Source organism: Mycobacterium sp. MFM001 (genome assembly GCF_003402475.1).
Classification (GTDB): domain Bacteria; phylum Actinomycetota; class Actinomycetes; order Mycobacteriales; family Mycobacteriaceae; genus Mycobacterium.
In genome coordinates, this window is sequence record NZ_BFAB01000005.1 from 261,129 (window position 1) to 280,743 (window position 19,615).

Sequence of the window (19,615 nt, forward strand, 5' to 3'; positions counted from 1 at the left end):
CACGATGACCGAGAACCTCTGGCTCCACTTCGCCCGCCACGGCCCGGGCATCACCCCGCCGATCATCACCCGGGGCGAGGGCGTCCGGATTTTCGACGACCGCGGCAAAAGCTACCTCGACGCGCTGTCCGGGCTGTTCGTCGTGCAAGTCGGGCACGGTCGCGAGGAGCTCGCCGAAGCGGCAGCCCAGCAAGCCCGCACACTGGCCTACTTCCCTTTGTGGTCGTATGCCACCCCGCCGGCGATCGAACTCGCCGAGCGCGTCGCCCACTATGCTCCGGGCGATCTGAACCGGGTCTTTTTCACCACCGGCGGCGGCGAGGCCGTCGAGACCGCGTGGAAACTCGCCAAGCAATACTTCAAGCTCACCGGCAAACCCGGGAAATACAAGGTGATTTCGCGGGCCGTCGCCTACCACGGCACGCCGCAGGGCGCGTTGGCCATCACCGGTGTGCCGGCACAGAAGGCGCCGTTCGAGCCGCTGACGCCGGGCGGCGTGAAAGTGCCCAACACCAACTTCTACCGCGCACCCGAACCGTTCAACACCGACCTCAAGGCCTTCGGCCAGTGGGCGGCCGACCGCATCGCCGAGGCAATCGAATTCGAAGGACCGGATACCGTCGCCGCGGTCTTCCTCGAACCTGTGCAGAACGCCGGCGGCAGCATCCCGCCGCCCCCGGGCTACTTCGAACGCGTCCGCCAGATTTGCGACGAATACGACGTGCTGCTGGTTTCCGACGAAGTCATCTGCGCCTACGGGCGGATCGGGTCGATGTTCGCCTGCGACGACTTCGGTTACGTCCCAGACATGATCACCTGCGCCAAGGGGTTGACGTCGGGCTACTCGCCGATCGGCGCGATGATCGCCAGCGACCGGTTGTTCGAGCCGTTCAACGACGGCACGACGACGTTTCCGCACGGCTACACCTTCGGTGGTCACCCGGTGTCGGCGGCGGTCGCGCTGGTCAACCTCGACATCTTCGAGCGCGAGGGCCTCAACGACCGGGTCAAACACCTTGGGCCGCAACTCCGTAGCACACTCGAGCGACTGTACGATCTGCCGATCGTCGGCGACGTCCGCGGCGAGGGCTACTTCCATTCGATCGAATTGGTCAAGGACCAGACCAGCCGCGAAACCTTCACCACAGAGGAACGCCGGCGGCTGCTTCCCGCTTTGTCGTCGGCGCTGTACGACGCCGGGCTGTACTGCCGCATCGATGACCGCGGCGATCCGGCGATCCAGCTGGCCCCGCCGTTGATCAGTGGCCAGGGCGAGTTCGACGAGATCGAGTCCATCCTGCGCGCAGTGCTGGGAAATGCGTTGTGAGCAAACCGCGTATCAATCCGGTGCGGTGGCAGCCGCCACCCGTCGAACCGCTGCCGGATGTCCCCTCGCCGGACATCACCGTCGTCCCACTGCCGGGCAACGGCCCCGAGGACGTCGTCACAGACGCTGCCGGCCACATCTGGGCGGGCTTGGAAGACGGTCGTATCGTGCGGATTTCACCCGACGTCGGTGAGCCCGTCGTCGTCGCCGATACCGGTGGCCGGCCGCTGGGCCTGCATGTGGCTCGCGACGGACGGGTGCTCGTCTGCGACAGCTACCGAGGCGTGCTTGCGCTGAACCCGGATGACCGCACGCTGATGACGCTGGCGGACTCGGTGGCCGGCAGGCCACTGATGTTCTGTTCCAACGTCACCGAAACATCCGATGGCACAATCTATTTCACCGAGTCGACGTGTGACTTCCGCTTCGAGCACTACACCGCGGCGGTGATCGAAGCGCGCGGCCGCGGCGGCTTGTTCAAGCTCACCCCCGACGGCACCGTCATCCAGCTGGCCGACGGCCTGTATTTCGCCAACGGCGTGACGACGACGGCCGACGAGTCCGCGTTGGTGTTCGCCGAAACCCAGGCGCGACGGCTCTCGAAGTACTGGCTGAGCGGACCGCAGGCCGGGTCGGTCACGCCGCTGGCCGTGCATCTGCCGGGTATGCCCGACAACATCTCCACCGGCACCGACGGCCGGATCTGGGTGGCGATGGTGACCGAAGTCAACACGGCCCTGGAATGGCTACTGCCCCGCGCGCCGGTGCTGCGCAAACTGGCGTGGCGACTGCCCGAGCGGCTGCAACCGCAGATCAAGCCGGAGGTGTGGGCGGTGGCGTTCGATTCCGACAGCGGCCAGGTCGTCGCCGGGCTGCGCACCGAGCATCCGCAGTTCGGCGTCGTCACCGGGCTCGTGGAGAGCGCCGGCAGGCTGTGGATGGGCACGATCAACTATCCGGCGGTCGCCTACACGGACCTACAAGGCACTCATTTGTAACTTCTGCAACACCAGTCACAGCGCGGCTCCACGGAAATCCGTCGCCGATCGCCTAATCTGCACAGACGATGGCCCTCCTACGTTCTGCGTTGTGCCTGGCAGGGGCTCTTTTCCTGCTGGCCGCACCGAGCATGCCCGCCGCGCTCGCCGAGCCCAATGCGACGGCCGGTACCTGCCCGTATCGGGTGACTACCCCGCCGGCGGTCGATTCGTCGGAGGTGCCGCAGGCCGGTGACCCCCCGGTTCCGTTGCCGGTGCCCGCCGCGCCGGTCGGCGGCAACGCGCTGGGCGGTTGCGGCGTGATCGCCGCACCCGACACACCGCCGGTCCCCGGTGACATCTCCGCCGAGGCGTGGCTGGTCGCCGACCTCGACAGCGGCGCCGTCGTCGCAGCCAAAGACCCGCACGGTCGTCACCGCCCGGCCAGCGTCATCAAGGTGCTGGTCGCGATGGCGTCGCTGGGCGAACTCAATCTCAACAAGACCGTCGCCGGCACTCCCGAGGACGCCGCCGCGGAGGGCACCAAGGTCGGCGTCGCGCCCGGCGGCACCTACACGGTCAACCAGTTGCTGCACGGGCTGCTGATGCATTCGGGCAACGACGCCGCGCACGCGTTGGCCATGCAGCTCGGTGGCATGCCGGTCGCGTTGGAGAAGATCAACACGCTGGCCCGCAAGCTCGGCGGCGGTGACACCCGCGTCGCGACCCCGTCCGGGCTGGACGGACCCGGCATGAGCACGTCGGCCTATGACATCGGGCTGTTCTACCGATACGCCTGGCAGAACCCGACGTTCGCCGACATCGTCGCCACCCGCACCTTCGACTTCCCGGGCCACGCCGACCATCCGGGTTACCAGCTGGAGAACGACAACCAGCTGCTCTACCACTACCCGGGCGCGCTGGGCGGCAAGACCGGCTACACCGACGACGCCGGGCAAACGTTCGTCGGGGCGGCCAACCGGGACGGGCGACGGCTGATGGCGGTGCTGCTGCACGGCACCCGCCAGCCGATTGCGCCGTGGGAGCAGGCCGCGCACCTGCTCGACTACGGATTCGCCACGTCCCCCGGCACCCGGGTGGGAACGCTGATCGAACCCGACCCCGCGCTGGTGGCCGCCAAGCCCGATGCCGCCGACGACGGCGTCGCCAACCGGACCGCGCCTATCGTGCCGTCCGCCGACGCGCTGCCGGTGCGGGTGGGTGTGGCGGTGATCGGCACGATCATCGTGTTCGGATTGATGATGGTCGCGCGGTCGCTGAACCGACGGCCGCAGCGCGAATTCTCATGACAGCTCAAGGCTTCTCCGCCTCGACCGAGCGCTGGAACGGCGCCGGTGGATTCGAAGCGTGCGGCTGGTGGCTGCTCTCGACGAGCACCGGCTTGCTGCCACTGGCCATCGTCATCGCCACCGTGCTGGGAATCCTGCCGCATCGCTCATCGTGGGCGGTGGCCGCAACGCTGCCGAAGACATCGCCCGCGACCCGCGAGATGCGCTGAGCGACAGCCCGATCAGCACTAAGCTTGACTGTGTGACTGATGCCCTCTACGACGACGGCGGTCTTCGGCTTGATGAAAATGGGGTTACGATCCGGCGCTACTACTTCCCCTGGGCCGGGCCAAAGCGGTTCGGTTACAAGGTAATCCGTCATGTCGAGGTGCTGCCGCTGAATTGGCTGAGTGGGAAAGGCCGCGGATGGGGAACAGCACATCCGGGCTACTGGTTTCCACTCGACACGCGCCGGCCCGGCAAAAGCACCCTGCTGATATTCGATCTCGGCAGCCGGGTCAAGCCATGCGTCACGCCTGGCGAACCGGATCGCGTCATTGCGCTGTTGCGCGACCGGGTCGCGGTCGGCGGCAATGGCTGACTTGTCCCGTGGCCATGCCGGTCGCATGCTGGGCCTCACCGCGGCCAGCCTCGGGGTCATCTACGGCTACGACATCTCCAACATTGCCGGCGCGCTGCTGTTCGTCACCGACGAATTCGGTCTGAGCACCCGGCAGCAGGAATTGGTGACGACAGCGGTGGTGGTCGGCGAGATCGCCGGGGCGCTGGGCGGCGGCGTGCTGGCCAACGCGATCGGACGGCAAAAGTCGATGGTGCTGGTGGCCGCCGGCTATGCGATTTTTGCCCTACTCGGTGCGGTATCGGTGTCGGCGCCGATGCTGCTTGCGGCACGGCTGTTGCTGGGCCTGACCATCGGGGTATCGATCGTGGTGGTTCCGGTGTTCGTCGCCGAGTCCGCCCCGGCCGGGGTCCGTGGTTCGCTACTGGTCTCCTACCAGGTGGCCACCGTCGCCGGGATTATCTGCGGCTACCTCGCCGCCTACCTGCTGGCCGGATCACACGGATGGCGATGGATGCTGGGTCTGGCCGCAGCGCCCGCGGTCCTGCTGATACCGCTGTTGCTCCGGATGCCCGACACTGCACGCTGGTATGCGCTCAAGGGCCGGGTTGCCGATGCTCGTGAGGCGCTGCGACGGGTGGAGCCGGACCGCGACGTCGAGAGCGACCTCGCAGAAATCGACCGCGCCCTGCAAGAAGAAAGCGGCGGCGTGCTGGCCGAGATGCTGCGAGCGCCCTATTTGCGCGCCACCCTCTTCGTGATCGCGCTCGGCTTTTTCATCCAGATCACCGGCATCAACGCGATCGTGTACTACGGCCCACGGCTATTCGAGGCAATGGGTTTCGCCGGAAACTTCTCCCTGCTGGTTCTGCCCGCCTTGGTGCAGGCCGCGGCGCTGGCCACGGTGGTAGTCTCGCTGCTTCTGGTCGACCGGCTGGGCCGGCGCCCAATCCTGTTGTCGGGCATCGCGATGATGATCGCCGCCGACCTGCTGCTCATCGCTATGTTCGCCACGCATGCCCCGGCGATAGTCGGGTTCGGCGGCGTGCTGCTGTTCACCATGGGCTTCACCTTCGGTTTCGGCGCGCTGGTGTGGGTGTATGCCGGCGAGAGCTTTCCGTCGCGGCTGCGGTCGATGGGCTCCAGCGCCATGCTCACCGCGAACCACGTGGCGAACGCCCTCGTGGTTGGCGTCTTCCTGACGATGCTGCAGTCAGTCGGCGGCGCAGGCACTTTCAGCGTTTTCGGCGTCCTCGCAGTGAGCGCATTCACCTTCGTCTACCGGTTTGCGCCGGAGACCAAGGGCCGCCAGCTCGAGGAGATCCGGCACTTCTGGGAAAACGGCGGCCGCTGGCCGGACGAGGCGCCGACGGGTGCGCGGACATGCCCCTGATCGCCACCGGCACAACAGTTCTCGGGCAACAGGTCTGCAGACCTGGGTGGGTGGACGTGTCCGGCACGCGCATCCACGACTGCGGGCCCGGTTTGCCGCCACGCCCACCCGACATCGACCTGCCCGACGCCGTGATGGTGCCGGGTTTCGTCGACATGCACGTGCACGGCGGCGGCGGAGCCTCGTACAGCGACGCAGACATGGTGCGCGCCACGGAATTTCACCGCCGGCACGGCACCACCACGACGCTGGCCAGCCTGGTCAGCGGGTCGCCCGACGACCTGTTGACGGCGGTGCGCTCGCTGGCCGAGGCGACCCGGGCGGGCGTCGTCGCCGGCATCCACCTCGAGGGGCCGTGGCTGAGCGGGCAGCACTGCGGAGCGCACGACCCGGCAGTACTGCGCGATCCCGCCCCGGCCGAGATCGACGCGTTGCTGGCCGCCGGTGAAGGCGCGATCCGCATGATCACCCTGGCACCGGAACGCCCCGGCGCCGACGACGCCATCGCGCGTTTCGTCGACGCGGGAGTGGTTGTGGCCGTGGGACATACGGACGCCCGCTACGAGCAGACGCGGCATGCGGTCGAGCTCGGGGCGACGGTCGCCACGCATCTGTTCAATGCGATGCGCCCACTGCACCACCGCGAACCGGGACCGGCGCTGGCACTGTTGCAGGACTCGCGGGTGACCGTCGAGCTGATCGCCGACGGAGTACATGTGCATCCGGCCGTACTGCGCGCGGTGATCGAGGCCGCGGGACCCGAGCGGGTGGCGTTGGTCACCGACGCCACCGCCGCCGCGGGCCGCGGCGACGGCCCGTTTCGTCTGGGCACGCTCGACGTCGACGTCATCTCCGGAGTGGCGCGGGTGCGCGGGACGTCGACCATCGCGGGCAGCACCGCGACCATGGATCAGCTTTTCCGGACGGTGGCGGCCGATGCCGGGCTGGCCGCCGCCGCCCAGATGACGTCGGCAACCCCGGCCCGCGCACTGGGACTCGACGGCATCGGATGCCTGCGCGCCGGCCTTGACGCAGACCTCGTCGTGCTGGACCGGGACCTACAGGTGAGCGCGGTGATGGCCGGCGGCGAGTGGCTCAAGGCGCCCCTGTAGCGCCGGCACCCTGTCACATCTGCCTCCGGTGCGGCGTCATACCTATGAACCACACCCGATCCGGAGGTCACCATGAACGTCCTGCTGTGGAGCCTGCAAGTAATACTCGCCGTCATCTTCGCGGCGTCCGGGCTGGCGAAGATCAGCCAGCCCAAGGCACGACTCATCGCCAGCGGACAAACCGGCGTTGCGCCGTTCCCGTTGCCGGTGATCCGTGTCACCGCGCTGGCCGAACTGCTCGGCGCCGTCGGGATTCTGCTGCCGCGCCTTGTCGGCGTCGCGGAATACCTGACTCCGCTCGCCGCGGCTGGCTTCGCCGTCGTCATGGTCGGCGCCGTCAGCTCGCATGCGTACCTTCGCGAGCCACGTAACGTCGCACTGACGGCGATGATTCTGGTCGCCGCGGTCCTCGTCGCCGTCGGCAGAGCGGTCTGAAGGGATTAGCAATGCATGCATTTCGCGCTGCCGTCGAGACCGGCGAAATCAGCACCATCGGAAAGCTGTTCACCGACGACGTGGTGTTGCACAGCCCCGTCGCGCACCGCCCCTACATCGGCCGGGAGGCGGTCGCGACCATCGTCTCAGCGGTCGCAACCGTGTTGGAGGGGTTTCACTTCGAGAAGGAAATCAGCACGGACACCACGGCTTTGATGTTCCGCGCCACGGTGGACGGCCTGGACATCCAGGGCTGTGACTTCATCCATACTCGCGAAGACGGCTTGATCGACGAGTTGACGGTGATGGTCCGGCCGCTCAAGGCCGCCACGGTGTTCGCCGAGAAGATGAGTGCGGAGCTCGGAAAGGGCGAGCGCTCATAGCTTTTGCTATCGTCGACCCCGTCGGCAAGAGACACCGGACGAGGGGCACCGTACCCGGCCAGCGACAAGACGGCGCCGTGGAGGTGTGTGATGGCCTGGCTGGTGTTGGTGGTCTCGGGTGCGCTCGAGGCGGTGTGGGCGACCGCATTGAACCGCTCGGACGGCTTCTCGAAGCTGGCACCGTCGCTGGTTTTTGCGGTGTCGCTGACGCTGTCGATGGCCGGGCTGGCGTTCGCGATGCGCAGTCTGCCAACCGGAACCAGCTACGCGGTGTGGGTGGGCATCGGCGCGGCGCTCACCGTTGCCTACGCGATGCTGACCGGCGACGAGGCCGCATCACTGGTGAAAGTCGTGCTGATCGCCGGGGTGGTCGGCTGCATCGTCGGCCTGAAGCTGGTGAGCTAGCGCCGCCGGACCAGCCGGGAAATGCCCAGCACGCCAACGGCTCCCGCGGCCGCAGCAGTCAACGCCTGCCGCATGCTCAGGCCGTCGTCGACCTGTACCCGCGGGGTGATCACCGCCGGCTCGGGCGGCTCGACAGGCGTCGCAAGCAGGTTTTCCGGTGACGTCGCCGCCCACGCGGTGGCGAACAGCAGCAGCCGCGCGGTCACGTAGACGAACACCATCAAGCCCAGCACCGGTCCGAACGTGGCACCCGCCGGGGTGCGCAGCACCGACTGCAGATAGATCGACCCGACGAGCTTGAACAACTCGAAGCCCAGCGCCGCGAGCAACCCGGCCCGCACCGCGCTGGCGAAGCTGATCGACTCGCGCGGCAACCGGGCGATCATCCAGGTGAACACCAGCCACGATACCAACACCGACATCAACACGGAGACACCGCGCAGGATCCCGTCGAGCACCGGAAAGTGGTGAATCCCAAGCCAGCCAAGCAGTTTGGCCATCGGCCGGGCACTGGCCAGCACGCTCAACGCCAGGGTGGCCAGGATTGCCACGAACGAGGACCCCATCGCCGCCAAATCCGAGAGTTTGGTGCGGACAAAGCCCGGCGACTGGGCACGCTGCTTCCACATCGCGCTCAGCGCTTCGCGCAGGTTGGCCATCCAGCTCAAACCGGCCCATCCCGCGGCGGCCAGACCGATGATGCCGACCGACGCCCGAGAGTCGATCGCCGAATTCATCAGGTCGATCACCTGCTGCCCCAGATTGCCGGGGACGCTGGCCCTCACCTTGTTGTCGATCTGGTGCAAGATGTCGGGTCTACGTGATAGCACGAACCCGCCGACTGCGAAACCAACCATCAGCAAAGGGAATAACGCGAGGATCGTGTAATAGGTCAGCCCCGCGGCGAAGTAGTTGCCCTTGCAGTCGTCGAAGCGTTCATTGGCCAGCATGACGTGGTCGAACCACCCGTATCGCGTTCGCAGCCGATCGAGGATTCCAGGTCCGCCGGGTTCGCTCATCTATGGGGTAGGAATCCTAGCCGGTCGTAGACCCGGTCGACGGTCTTTGCGGCGACGTCCTGGGCGCGTGCCGCACCGTTGCCCAACACGGCTTCCAATTCGGCGGGGTCGGCGAGCAATTCGTCGACACGGGCCTTGATCGGTGTCACGAATTCGACGACGGCCTCGGCAGTGTCCTTCTTCAAATCGCCGTAGCCGCGCCCGGTGTAGCCCGCAACCAAGGTGTCGACGTCGGTGCCGGTCACTGCGGACTGGATGACCAACAAGTTCGACACCCCGGGCTTGGCGTCCGGGTCGTAACGGATTTCGCGTTCGCTGTCCGTCACTGCCGAACGAATCTTCTTGGCGGACAAGGACGGATCGTCGAGCAGGTTGATCAGGCCGGCGTCGGTGGCCGCCGACTTGCTCATCTTCGACGACGGGTCGGCCAGGTCGTAGATCTTGGCGGTCACCTTGGGGATGAGCAGGTCGGGAACCACGAAGGTGTCCGGGAACCGGCTGTTGAACCGCTGCGCGACGTCGCGGGCCAGCTCGAGGTGCTGGCGCTGGTCCTCCCCCACCGGCACCAGCTCGGCGTCGTAGGCCAGCACGTCGGCGGCCTGCAGCACCGGGTAGGTGAACAGGCCCACCGTCGTCGACTCACTGCCCTGCCGCGTCGACTTGTCCTTGAACTGCGTCATCCGCGAGGCCTGGCCGAAACCGGTGAAACAGCCCAGCACCCATGCCAGTTGGGTGTGGGCGGGCACGTGGCTTTGCACGAAGATCGTGCTGCGGGCCGGATCGATACCCAGCGCCAGGTACTGCGCGGCGGTGACGAGTGTGCGGCGCCGCAGCACCTCCGGGTGCTGCGGGATGGTGATGGCGTGCAGGTCGACGACGCAGAAGAACGCGTCGTGGTTGTCCTGCAGGTCGGCCCAGTGGGTCACCGCCCCCAACGCGTTGCCGAGGTGCATCGAGTCGGAGGTGGGCTGCACGCCGGAGAAGACCCGGCGCAATCCGGTTGCGGTGCTCATGATGACTCGATCTTTTCACGCCGCCGCCGAGCCGGATGCCCTGTGCTTGCGGTACCGGCGGTATCACCTTACTGTCGGCAGCATGGTCACCCGCGCACCTATCCATCTGGGCTCCGGCGAACCGGTCGTCCTGCTGCACCCGTTCCTGATCTCGCAGATCGTATGGGACACGGTCGCCCAGCAGCTGGCCGACACCGGCCGCTACGAGGTGTTCGCGCCCACAATGGCCGGCCACAACGGCGGCCCCTACGCCGGCACGTGGTTCCTGAGCTCCTCGGTGCTGGCCGACCACGTCGAGCGGCAACTCGACGAGTTGGGCTGGAACACCGCCCACATCGTCGGCAATTCGCTGGGCGGCTGGGTGGCCTTCGAGCTGGAGAGCCGCGGGCGCGCGCGAACCGTCACCGGCATCGCCCCGGCCGGCGGCTGGAGTCGGTGGACCCCGACGAAGTTCGAGGTGATCGCGAAGTTCGTCTTAGGCATGCCGGTCTGGGCGCTGGCCCGCTGGCTGGGGCCGCGGGCGCTGCGGTTGCCGCTGGCCCGCCGGTTGGCCACGCTGCCGATCAGCGCGTCACCGGACGGGGTCAGCGAGACCGAACTGCACGCGATCGTCGACGACGTCGCGCACTGCCCGGCCTACTTCCAGCTGCTACTCAAGGCGCTGCTGGGACCCGGCCTGGTGGACTTGGCGCACACCGCCGTCCCCGCGCACCTGGTGATCTGCGAGAAGGACCGGGTGTTCCCCGGGCCGAGGTCCCACCGGTACTTCCGGTCGCATCTGCCCGAGGGAACGCAAGTGACCGAACTCGACGGCCTCGGGCACATCCCGATGTTCGAGGCGCCGGGCCGGATCACGGAGGTCATCCTTGACTTCCTCGACCAGTACTGCACGCCGCCCCGGGCAATCGAGGCCTAGTCCCCCGCGAGCGCCTTTTCCAAGTTCTCGGCGATCGTGTTGAGGAATTCCTCGCTGGTCCGCCACTCCTGGTCGTCGCCGATCAGCAACGCTAGGTCCTTGGTCATCTGCCCGTTCTCGACCGTGGAGACCACGACCTCTTCCAGCTTCTCGGCGAAGTCGCTCACCTCGGGGGTGTCGTCCAGCTTGCCGCGGTGCTGCAATCCCCGGGTCCACGCATAGATCGAGGCGATCGGGTTGGTTGAGGTCGGCTTGCCCTCCTGGTACTGCCGGAAGTGCCGGGTGACGGTGCCGTGGGCGGCTTCGGCCTCGACCGTCTGGCCGTCGGCGGTCATCAGCACCGACGTCATCAGCCCCAGCGAGCCGTAGCCCTGGGCGATCGCATCGGATTGCACGTCGCCGTCGTAGTTCTTGCACGCCCACACATAGCCGCCCTCCCACTTGAGGCAGGCGGCAACCATGTCGTCGATCAGCCGGTGCTCGTAGGTCAGTCCCGCTTCTTCGAAGCGGTCCTTGAACTCCTCGTCGTAGATGCGCTGGAACTCGTCTTTGAACATTCCGTCGTACGTCTTGAGGATGGTGTTCTTGGTCGACAGATACACCGGGTAGTTCTCTTGCAGCCCATAGGCGAACGACGCCCGCGCGAAATCCTCGATGGATCGCTTGAAGTTGTACATCCCCATCACGACGCCCCCGTCTTCGGGAATGGACACCATCTCGTGGATGATCGGCTCACTGCCGTCGCTCGGAGTGAAGGTCAGCGTGACGCGCCCGGGCTTGTCCACCGCAAAGTTGGTCGCCCGGTACTGATCGCCAAAAGCGTGGCGGCCGATGATGATTGGCTTCTTCCAGCCGGGCACCAGCCGCGGAATATTCGAGATGATGATCGGCTCACGAAAGATTGTGCCGCCCAAGATGTTTCGGATCGTCCCGTTGGGCGAGGACCACATGTGCTTGAGATCGAATTCCTTGACCCGGGCCTCGTCGGGGGTGATCGTGGCGCACTTGACGCCGACGCCGTGCTTTTTGATCGCGTACGCCGAGTCGATCGTCACCTGGTCATCGGTGGCGTCGCGGTTCTCGATGCCCAGGTCGTAGTAGGCAAGGTCGATGTCGAGGTGCGGAAAGATCAGCAGGTCTTTGATCCACTGCCAGATGACGCGGGTCATCTCGTCACCGTCGAGCTCGACGACCGTGCCTTCGACCTTGATCTTGGATTTGCCGGACATGAAGCCCACAGTACAAGCGGGCGCCGCGGACGGGACGCGGCAAACTAGCCGGCTGCACCCAGCGCGGCGTTGAACGTCTTGCTCGGCCGCATCACCGCCGTCGTCATCGCGGCGTCCGGCGCGTAGTAGCCGCCGATGTCCACCGGCTTGCCCTGCGTCTCGTTGAGTTCGGCCACGATGTCGTCTTCGTTCTTGGCCAGCGCGTCGGCCAGCGCGGCGAAGTGTTCGCGCAGCTGCGGGTCATCGGTCTGCGCGGCCAGTTCTTGCGCCCAGTACATGGCGAGGTAGAACTGGCTCCCGCGGTTGTCGAGCTCGCCGGTCTTGCGCGACGGGCTCTTGTTGTTGTCCAGCAGCTTGCCGATCGCGGCATCCAGTGTCTTGCCCAGGATCTTGGCCCGCTCGTTGCCGGTCTTGATCCCCACGTCTTCGAAACAGGCGCCCAGCGCGAGGAATTCACCGAGCGAATCCCAGCGCAGGTGGTTTTCCTCCACCAGCTGGTGCACGTGCTTGGGCGCAGAACCGCCGGCCCCGGTTTCGTACATGCCACCGCCGGCCATCAGCGGCACGATGGACAGCATCTTGGCGCTGGTGCCCAGCTCCAGGATTGGGAACAGGTCGGTGAGGTAGTCGCGCAGGATGTTGCCGGTGGCGGCGATGGTGTCCTTGCCGCGGATCAATCGCTCCAGCGTGTACCGCATGGCCCACACCTGCGGCATGATGCGGATGTCCAGGCCCTCGGTGTCGTGGTCCTTGAGATAGGTCTCGACTTTCTTGCGCAGCTCGTTCTCGTGCGGACGCTCGTCGTCGAGCCAAAACACCACGGGCATACCGGAATTGCGCGCCCGGGTGACCGCCAGCTTGACCCAGTCCCGAATCGGCGCATCCCGCACGATCGGCATGCGCCAGATGTCGCCGGCTTCCACGTTCTGGCTCAGCAGCACTTCGCCGGTGGTGAGGTCGACGATATTGGCGACGCCGTCCTCGGGGATCTCGAACGTCTTGTCGTGCGAGCCGTACTCCTCGGCCTGCTGTGCCATCAGGCCGACGTTGGGGACGGTGCCCATGGTGGCGGGGTCGAATTGGCCGTTGGTCTTGCAGAAGTTGATGATCTCCTGGTAGATCCGGGCGAACGTGGATTCGGGGTTGACCGCCTTGGTGTCCTTTTGCCGCCCGTCGGCGCCGTACATCTTGCCGCCGGCGCGGATCATCGCGGGCATCGACGCGTCCACGATCACGTCGGAAGGCGAATGGAAGTTGGAGATTCCCTTGGCCGAATCCACCATGGCCAGCTCGGGCCGGTGTTCGTGGCAGGCGTGCAGGTCGCGGATGACCTCCTCGTGTTGCGAGGCGGGCAGCGACTCGATCTTGCTGTAGAGGTCGACCAAGCCGTTGTTGACGTTGACCCCCAGCTCGTCGAACAACTTCTGGTGCTTGGCGAAGGCGTCCTTGTAGAACACCTTGACGGCGTGGCCGAACACGATGGGGTGGCTGACCTTCATCATCGTCGCCTTGACGTGCAGCGAGAACATCACGCCGGTTTGGCGGGCGTCCTCCATCTGCTCCTCGTAGAACTCGCACAGCGCCTTTTTGCTCATGAACATCGAGTCGATGATGTCGCCGTCGAGCAGCGACACCTGTGGCTTGAGCACGATGGTCTGGCCGCTCTTGGTCTCCAGCACCATCTTCACGCCGCGGGCACGGTCCAGCGTCATCGACTTCTCGCCGTGGTAGAAGTCGCCGTGGCGCATGGTTGCCACGTGAGTGCGCGACGCCATCGACCACTCGCCCATGCTGTGCGGGTGCTTGCGCGCGTACTCCTTGACCGCCTTCGGCGCGCGACGGTCCGAGTTGCCTTGCCGCAGAACGGGGTTCACCGCACTGCCCAATACGTTGGCGTATCGCTTGCGGATCTCTCGTTCCGCGTCGGTCTTCGGGTTCTCCGGATAGTCGGGAACCTTGAACCCCTTTTCCTGCAGTTCCCGGATGGCGGCCACCAGCTGCGGCACCGAGGCGCTGATGTTGGGCAGCTTGATGATGTTGGTGTCCGGCGACTGCGTCAGCTGGCCCAGCTCGGCCAGGTTGTCCGGCACGCGCTGGTCTTCGCTCAGGTGGTCGGGGAACTCGGCCAGGATGCGGGTCGCCACGGAGATGTCGCTGGTCTGCACGTTGATGCCGGCCGGCTCGGTGAAGGCACGCACGATCGGCAGAAACGCGTACGTCGCCAGCAGCGGCGCCTCGTCGGTCAGCGTGTAGATGATGGTCGGCTGCTCGGCGCTCATGGTTTCTCCCGGCGTCGCTGTCGGTCAGGTCTTTTGGATCTGCACGTTTATGGCGGTGGTTGCCAGTATCCCGTACGAGGCGGAGCGGGGCGCCGCGGGTCGCCACCAATAGCCCAGTGGCATCAGGTCGCCGACGTGCGATAAGCTGCAGGTCGGTCATGAGCGCCAGCGCAAAGCCCCGGCTTGCTGGCCGGCAACCCTCCAACCGCGGTGGGGTGCCCCGGGTGATGACCAGGTTGATGTAGCCGAGAACCGGCTACGCGGCAAGCGCGGGTCCGCCGTGACGGGCCCCCCGAGTAGACAGGGAAACCTGATGCGCGCCTATTTGGGCCGGCCCATCGTGTCTCACAGTTGCTGAACGCAGGCCTGCCGGTTGACGTCGTCGTGCGATGGCGTCCCGCAGCCCTGCGAGCAACCCGAACCTTCCAGCAGAAAGCATGCAGATGAGCGCTGAGCAGACCACCGACAGCGATCCGGCCGCGCACTGGTCGTTCGAGACCAAGCAGATCCACGCCGGCCAGCGGCCCGACCCGGCCACCCACGCCCGGGCGCTGCCGATCTACCAGACCACCTCCTACACCTTCGACGACACGGCGCACGCGGCGGCGCTGTTCGGGCTGGAAGTGCCCGGCAACATTTACACCCGGATCATGAACCCGACCACCGACGTCGTCGAGCAGCGGGTTGCCGCGCTCGAGGGCGGGGTGGCCGCGCTGTTTCTGGCGTCCGGCCAGGCAGCGGCGACGTTCGCGATCCTGAACATTGCCGGCGCGGGCGACCACGTCGTGTCCAGCCCGCGGCTCTACGGCGGCACTTACAACCTGTTCCACCATTCGCTGGCCAAGCTCGGCGTCGAGGTCACGTTCATCGACGACCCCGACAACCTGGACTCGTGGCGATCGGCGGTGCGGCCGAACACCAAGGCGTTTTTCGCCGAGACCATCTCAAACCCGCAGATCGACATCCTCGACACGCCCGCGGTGTCGGCGGTGGCCCACGAGCACGGCCTGCCGCTGATCGTCGACAACACCATCGCCACCCCGTACCTGATCCAGCCGATCGCCCAGGGCGCCGACATCGTGGTGCATTCGGCCACCAAGTACCTCGGCGGGCACGGCTCGGCGATCGCCGGGGTGATCGTCGACGGCGGCACCTTCGACTGGACGGGTGGCCGCTTCCCCGGTTTCACCACGCCCGACCCGAGCTACCACGGCGTGGTGTACGCCGAGCTGGGTCCGCCGGCGTTCGCGCTCAAGGCCCGGGTGCAGCTGCTGCGCGACTACGGCTCGGCAGCCTCGCCGTTCAACGCGTTCCTGGTGGCCCAGGGATTAGAAACGCTCAGCTTGCGCGTTGAGCGGCATGTGGCCAATGCGCAGCGGGTTGCCGAGTTCCTCGCCGGCCGCGACGACGTGGTCTCGGTCAACTACGCCGGGCTGCCCAGCTCGCCGTGGCACGAGCGAGCAAAGAAGTTGGCGCCCAAGGGCGTTGGCGCCGTGCTGGCCTTCGAACTGGCCGGCGGAGTGGCGGCCGGCAAGGCGTTCGTCAACGCGCTGCAGCTGCACAGCCACGTCGCCAACATCGGCGACGTGCGCTCGCTGGTGATCCACCCGGCCTCCACGACGCACTCGCAGCTCAGCCCCGAGGAGCAGCTGTCCACCGGCGTCAGCCCGGGGTTGGTGCGGCTGGCGGTCGGCATCGAGGGCATCGACGACATCCTGGCCGACCTCGAGCTCGGTTTCGCCGCGGCCCGCGCGCACCGGGACTCCGCCGATCCGCAAGCCGTGGCGGCGTTCTGAGGGGGGCTGAGGTGACGATCTCCGACGTGCCGACCCAGACGCTGCCCGCCGAAGGCGAGGTGGGGGTGGTCGACATCGGCTCGCTGAAGCTGGAAAGCGGCGAGGTGATCGACGACGTCTGTATCGCACTGCAGCGCTGGGGCGAATTGTCCCCGGCGCGCGACAACGTCGTGGTGGTGCTGCACGCGCTGACCGGTGATTCGCACATCACCGGACCCGCCGGTCCCGGCCATCCGACGCCGGGCTGGTGGGACGGTATCGCCGGGCCGGGCGCACCGATCGACACCGACCGCTGGTGTGCGGTGGCCACCAACGTGCTGGGCGGCTGCCGGGGCTCGACGGGCCCCAGCTCACTGGCCCGCGACGGAAAGCCCTGGGGCTCAAGGTTTCCGCTGATCTCGGTGCGCGACCAGGTGGAGGCCGACGTGGCCGCACTGGCCGCCCTCGGCATCACCGAGGTGGCTGCCGTCGTCGGGGGCTCGATGGGCGGCGCGCGGGCGCTGGAGTGGATGGTCAGCCATCCCGACCGGGTCCGGTCCGGGTTGCTGCTGGCGGTCGGCGCGCGCGCCACCGCCGACCAGATCGGCACGCAGTGCACGCAAATCGCGGCGATCAAGGCCGACCCGAACTGGCAGGACGGCGACTACCACGGCACCGGGCGCACACCCGACGCCGGACTGCAGATCGCCCGGCGCTTCGCGCATCTGACGTACCGCGGCGAGGTCGAGCTGGACACCAGGTTCGCCAATGACGTCCAGGACGACGGCCGCTACGCGGTGCAGAGTTATCTCGAGCACCAGGGCAGCAAACTGGTGTCCCGGTTCGACGCCGGCAGCTATGTGGTGCTCACCGAGGCGTTGAGCCGCCACGACGTCGGCCGCGGCCGCGGCGGGGTGGCCGCGGCGCTGCGCGGCTGCCCTGTCCCGGCGGTGGTCGGCGGTATCACCTCCGACCGGCTGTACCCGCTGCGGCTGCAGGAGGAATTGGCCGAATTGTTGCCGGGCTGCTCGGGGCTGCAGGTTGTCGACTCGATCTACGGGCACGACGGCTTTTTGGTGGAGTCCGAGGCGGTCGGCGAATTGGTGCGGCAGACTTTGGATTTGGTGCGGTCGCGGTGACTCGCTCCAGGCAAGACCGCTCGCTGTCGTTCGGCGCGGAAGCGGCCGCCTACGAGCGGGGCCGCCCGTCGTACCCGCCGGAGGCCATCGACTGGCTGCTGCCGACGGGCGCCCGCGACGTGCTCGACCTGGGCGCGGGAACCGGCAAGCTGACCACCCGGCTGGTGGAGCGCGGGCTGGATGTGGTGGCCGTCGACCCGATTCCCGAAATGCTCGACGTGCTGCGCAGCTCGCTTCCGGACACCCCGGCGCTGCTGGGGACCGCAGAAGAAATTCCGTTGGCCGACAACAGTGTTGACGCGGTGCTGGTTGCCCAGGCGTGGCATTGGTTCGAGCCGTCGCGGGCGATTCCGGAGGTCGCCCGGGTCTTGCGCCCGGGCGGGCGGCTGGGCCTGCTGTGGAACACCCGCGACGAGCGGCTCGGCTGGGTGCGCGAGCTGGGCCGCATCATCGGCAGCGACGGCGATCCCGCCCGCGGCCGGGCCACTCTCCCGGACCCGTTCACCGGCGTCGAGCGTCATCAGGTCGAGTGGACGAATTACCTGACGCCGCAAGCACTTATCGACCTCGTGGCGTCGCGCAGCTACTGCATCACCTCACCGACCGAGGTGCGCACCAAGACGCTGGACCAGGTTCGGGAATTGTTGGCCACCCATCCGGCGCTGGCCAACAACAACGGCCTTGCGCTGCCCTACGTCACGGTGTGCGTGCGGGCCACGCTTTCGTAGCGCCGAATGTGGAGTTGTTGCACGGTGTTTCGCGATTTCCGTGCAATAAGTCCACACTCGGCGGCTTAGAAGTTCAGCCCGGAGAACATGACCCGGCCGGGGTCGTACTTCTGCCGCACAGCGGCCAGCTGGCCCATATTGGGGCCGAAGTACCGCGACGCCGGCTGGTTCGCTTCGAGGTAGTTCACGTAGCCGCCGACCGAAAATGGCTGTACCGCTTGGTGTGCGGTACTCAGCCAGCTGGTGGCCGCCGCCGGGTCACCAGTTTCGACGTACCACTGCACCAGCGCAGACTGCCGGCGCCACGGGAAGGCGGTGGCGTTCGGGGCGACGCCGGCCAGGGCGCCATCGAGGGCGTGCATGATCGCCAACATGCGGCCCGCGCCACGCGGAAAGGCGTTGACCGCCGAGGCGATTCCCTGGGCGGCGGCCGGCGTGATCGTCGTGAAAACATCGGAACCGCCGACATATCCCAGCGGCGACGGGTTGAGGTTCCCGACGGCCAGGTAGTTGACCAGGTCCAAATAGTTGAACGTGTGGTTCTCGGTCCCGGTCGGCTGCACCCCAACGGCTTTGGTGATGGCGCCCGCCACGCTGCTACCGGACCCGGCCGGGCAGGTGGCGAGGATACGACAGTGCGTGCCCATCGCGTCGACGGTGGCGTCGGCCAGGGCCCAGCTGTTTCGGTCGGCGGTCCGCAGCCAGTTCTGCCACCCGACCAGGACCGCAGCGAACGACTGCGGCGGGAAATTGAGGTTCACCGCGTCGACGTCGCCGGTGGGGAAAGTGGCGAAGGTCAGCGAGGTAGTCACGCCGAAATTGCCGCCACCGCCGCCGCGTAACGCCCAGAACAGGTCGGGGTTATTCGCCTGCGATGCGGTGACCGCCTGGCCGCTGGGCAGCACCACCGTTGCGGACGTCAGCGCGTCGCACATCAGGCCGGCATGCCTCGATTGCGCACCCAGCCCGCCACCCAGCGCGTGCCCGGCCGCACCGACCGACGGGCAGGTACCGGTCGGGATGCCGCGACCGGCGGCGGCAAGCGCCTGGTGGATCGCATGCAGATCGGTCGCGGGAGTCACCGTCACATAGCCGCTGCCGGCGTCGTAGTTGATCCCGCCGGGCAGCTGACGCAGATCGATCACCATGGTGCCGTTGGCCGTCGATGCCCCGACATAGGAGTGGCCACCCGCGCGCGGCGCGACCTTGAGGTTGTGGGCGGCGGCGAATGCCATTGCCTTCTGCACGTCGGCCGCCGACGAGGGAACGACGACGGCCGCGGGGGTCGAGTCGTTGTAGTTGGTGTTGAAAACCTGTTTGGCCGTGGCGAATTGGCCACCGTCACCCGGCGTGAGCACCTGCCCGCCGATGGCGGACGAAAGACCGCTCCAGCCAGCGGGATTCGGCTCCGCCCGCGCCCGCACCGGGCCCAATACCGCACCGGCGGCCAACGCTCCGGCCGCACCGCGTAGAAATGTCTTGCGTGAGAACTCACGAGCCACCGCCGCATTGTCAACCACGGGGCTGGCAAAAACCGGGCTGGCGCATGCTGTGTCAGGCGTGTCGAGCCAAACGTGCGCGAACCTTGACCTCGCCGTGTCGTAGACGTGATGCGG

19 protein-coding genes and 2 riboswitches are annotated in these 19,615 nt (G+C 67.1%); of the genes, 14 read left to right on the forward strand and 5 right to left on the reverse strand.

The window, feature by feature from the left end:
* The first annotated feature begins 4 nt into the window (after positions 1–4).
* The 10 genes from MFM001_RS11215 to MFM001_RS11260 all read left to right on the forward strand — a co-directional run bounded on the left by MFM001_RS11215 (position 5) and on the right by MFM001_RS11260 (position 7,901).
* Positions 5–1,327 carry an aspartate aminotransferase family protein gene (locus tag MFM001_RS11215; protein ID WP_116375433.1) on the forward strand — a complete coding sequence of 441 codons (1,323 nt, stop codon included), beginning with the start codon at positions 5–7 and terminating at the stop codon, positions 1,325–1,327.
* Positions 1,324–2,325, forward strand: coding sequence for an SMP-30/gluconolactonase/LRE family protein (locus tag MFM001_RS11220; RefSeq protein ID WP_238159096.1), 1,002 nt, complete (start codon positions 1,324–1,326; stop codon positions 2,323–2,325). Before MFM001_RS11215 ends, MFM001_RS11220 begins: the two co-directional genes overlap by 4 nt.
* A gap of 68 nt (positions 2,326–2,393) precedes the next feature.
* Positions 2,394–3,614, forward strand: a complete 1,221-nt coding sequence (locus MFM001_RS11225; RefSeq protein WP_116375342.1) for a D-alanyl-D-alanine carboxypeptidase family protein — start codon at positions 2,394–2,396, stop codon at positions 3,612–3,614.
* On the forward strand, positions 3,611–3,823 hold the full coding sequence (locus MFM001_RS11230; RefSeq protein WP_116375343.1) for a hypothetical protein: 213 nt from the start codon (positions 3,611–3,613) through the stop codon (positions 3,821–3,823). The genes MFM001_RS11225 and MFM001_RS11230 overlap by 4 nt, the downstream gene beginning before the upstream one ends.
* Positions 3,824–3,855: 32 nt before the next feature.
* A complete protein-coding gene (locus MFM001_RS11235) occupies positions 3,856–4,194 on the forward strand; it encodes a hypothetical protein (RefSeq protein ID WP_116375344.1) in 339 nt (112 codons plus the stop codon).
* Positions 4,187–5,566 carry a sugar porter family MFS transporter gene (locus tag MFM001_RS11240; RefSeq protein ID WP_116375345.1) on the forward strand — a complete coding sequence of 460 codons (1,380 nt, stop codon included), beginning with the start codon at positions 4,187–4,189 and terminating at the stop codon, positions 5,564–5,566. Before MFM001_RS11235 ends, MFM001_RS11240 begins: the two co-directional genes overlap by 8 nt.
* On the forward strand, positions 5,557–6,678 hold the full coding sequence (nagA, locus tag MFM001_RS11245; protein ID WP_116375346.1) for an N-acetylglucosamine-6-phosphate deacetylase: 1,122 nt from the start codon (positions 5,557–5,559) through the stop codon (positions 6,676–6,678). The genes MFM001_RS11240 and nagA overlap by 10 nt, the downstream gene beginning before the upstream one ends.
* 72 nt (positions 6,679–6,750) lie before the next feature.
* Positions 6,751–7,113 carry a DoxX family protein gene (locus tag MFM001_RS11250; protein WP_116375347.1) on the forward strand — a complete coding sequence of 121 codons (363 nt, stop codon included), beginning with the start codon at positions 6,751–6,753 and terminating at the stop codon, positions 7,111–7,113.
* A gap of 11 nt (positions 7,114–7,124) precedes the next feature.
* Entirely contained in the window at positions 7,125–7,496 is a 372-nt protein-coding gene (locus MFM001_RS11255) for a nuclear transport factor 2 family protein (protein WP_116375348.1), read from the forward strand.
* Positions 7,497–7,508: 12 nt separating this feature from the next.
* Positions 7,509–7,575, forward strand: a riboswitch (guanidine-III (ykkC-III) riboswitch).
* Between the two features lie 11 nt (positions 7,576–7,586).
* The gene (locus tag MFM001_RS11260; RefSeq protein WP_116375349.1) at positions 7,587–7,901 is read left to right on the forward strand and encodes a multidrug efflux SMR transporter; all 315 of its coding nucleotides are present in this window, start codon (positions 7,587–7,589) and stop codon (positions 7,899–7,901) included.
* Here MFM001_RS11260 and yhjD read toward each other — a convergent pair.
* Together yhjD and trpS are read right to left on the reverse strand one after the other, a co-directional pair.
* A complete protein-coding gene (gene yhjD / locus MFM001_RS11265) occupies positions 7,898–8,920 on the reverse strand; it encodes an inner membrane protein YhjD (RefSeq protein WP_116375350.1) in 1,023 nt (340 codons plus the stop codon). The two genes, MFM001_RS11260 and yhjD, sit on opposite strands and share 4 nt — an antisense overlap.
* Positions 8,917–9,933: a tryptophan--tRNA ligase gene (trpS, locus tag MFM001_RS11270; RefSeq protein WP_116375351.1), complete on the reverse strand. Its 1,017-nt coding sequence runs from the start codon at positions 9,931–9,933 to the stop codon at positions 8,917–8,919. The genes yhjD and trpS overlap by 4 nt, the downstream gene beginning before the upstream one ends.
* A gap of 82 nt (positions 9,934–10,015) precedes the next feature.
* On the opposite strand from trpS, the gene MFM001_RS11275 reads away from it, so the two are divergent.
* The gene (locus MFM001_RS11275) at positions 10,016–10,849 is read left to right on the forward strand and encodes an alpha/beta fold hydrolase (protein ID WP_116375436.1); all 834 of its coding nucleotides are present in this window, start codon (positions 10,016–10,018) and stop codon (positions 10,847–10,849) included.
* Here MFM001_RS11275 and MFM001_RS11280 read toward each other — a convergent pair.
* Complete coding sequence (locus MFM001_RS11280; protein ID WP_116375435.1) at positions 10,846–12,078, reverse strand: NADP-dependent isocitrate dehydrogenase; 1,233 nt, start codon at positions 12,076–12,078, stop codon at positions 10,846–10,848. The two genes, MFM001_RS11275 and MFM001_RS11280, sit on opposite strands and share 4 nt — an antisense overlap.
* Before the next feature lie 44 nt (positions 12,079–12,122).
* Entirely contained in the window at positions 12,123–14,357 is a 2,235-nt protein-coding gene (locus MFM001_RS11285) for an NADP-dependent isocitrate dehydrogenase (protein WP_116375352.1), read from the reverse strand.
* 154 nt (positions 14,358–14,511) lie between these two features.
* Positions 14,512–14,633: riboswitch (SAM riboswitch) on the forward strand.
* A gap of 167 nt (positions 14,634–14,800) precedes the next feature.
* Between MFM001_RS11285 and MFM001_RS11290 the strand changes: the two genes are divergently transcribed.
* Genes MFM001_RS11290 through MFM001_RS11300 form a run of 3 tightly spaced genes read left to right on the forward strand, consistent with a single transcriptional unit; the run spans position 14,801 to position 17,999 of the window.
* Complete coding sequence (locus MFM001_RS11290) at positions 14,801–16,153, forward strand: bifunctional o-acetylhomoserine/o-acetylserine sulfhydrylase (RefSeq protein ID WP_116375437.1); 1,353 nt, start codon at positions 14,801–14,803, stop codon at positions 16,151–16,153.
* 11 nt (positions 16,154–16,164) lie between these two features.
* A complete protein-coding gene (locus tag MFM001_RS11295; protein ID WP_116375353.1) occupies positions 16,165–17,271 on the forward strand; it encodes a homoserine O-acetyltransferase in 1,107 nt (368 codons plus the stop codon).
* Positions 17,268–17,999, forward strand: coding sequence for a class I SAM-dependent methyltransferase (locus tag MFM001_RS11300; RefSeq protein ID WP_116375354.1), 732 nt, complete (start codon positions 17,268–17,270; stop codon positions 17,997–17,999). The genes MFM001_RS11295 and MFM001_RS11300 overlap by 4 nt, the downstream gene beginning before the upstream one ends.
* A 65-nt stretch (positions 18,000–18,064) precedes the next feature.
* On the opposite strand, the gene MFM001_RS11305 is transcribed toward MFM001_RS11300, so the two are convergent.
* Positions 18,065–19,501 carry an FAD-binding oxidoreductase gene (locus MFM001_RS11305; protein WP_116375438.1) on the reverse strand — a complete coding sequence of 479 codons (1,437 nt, stop codon included), beginning with the start codon at positions 19,499–19,501 and terminating at the stop codon, positions 18,065–18,067.
* Between the last annotated feature and the right edge of the window lie 114 nt (positions 19,502–19,615).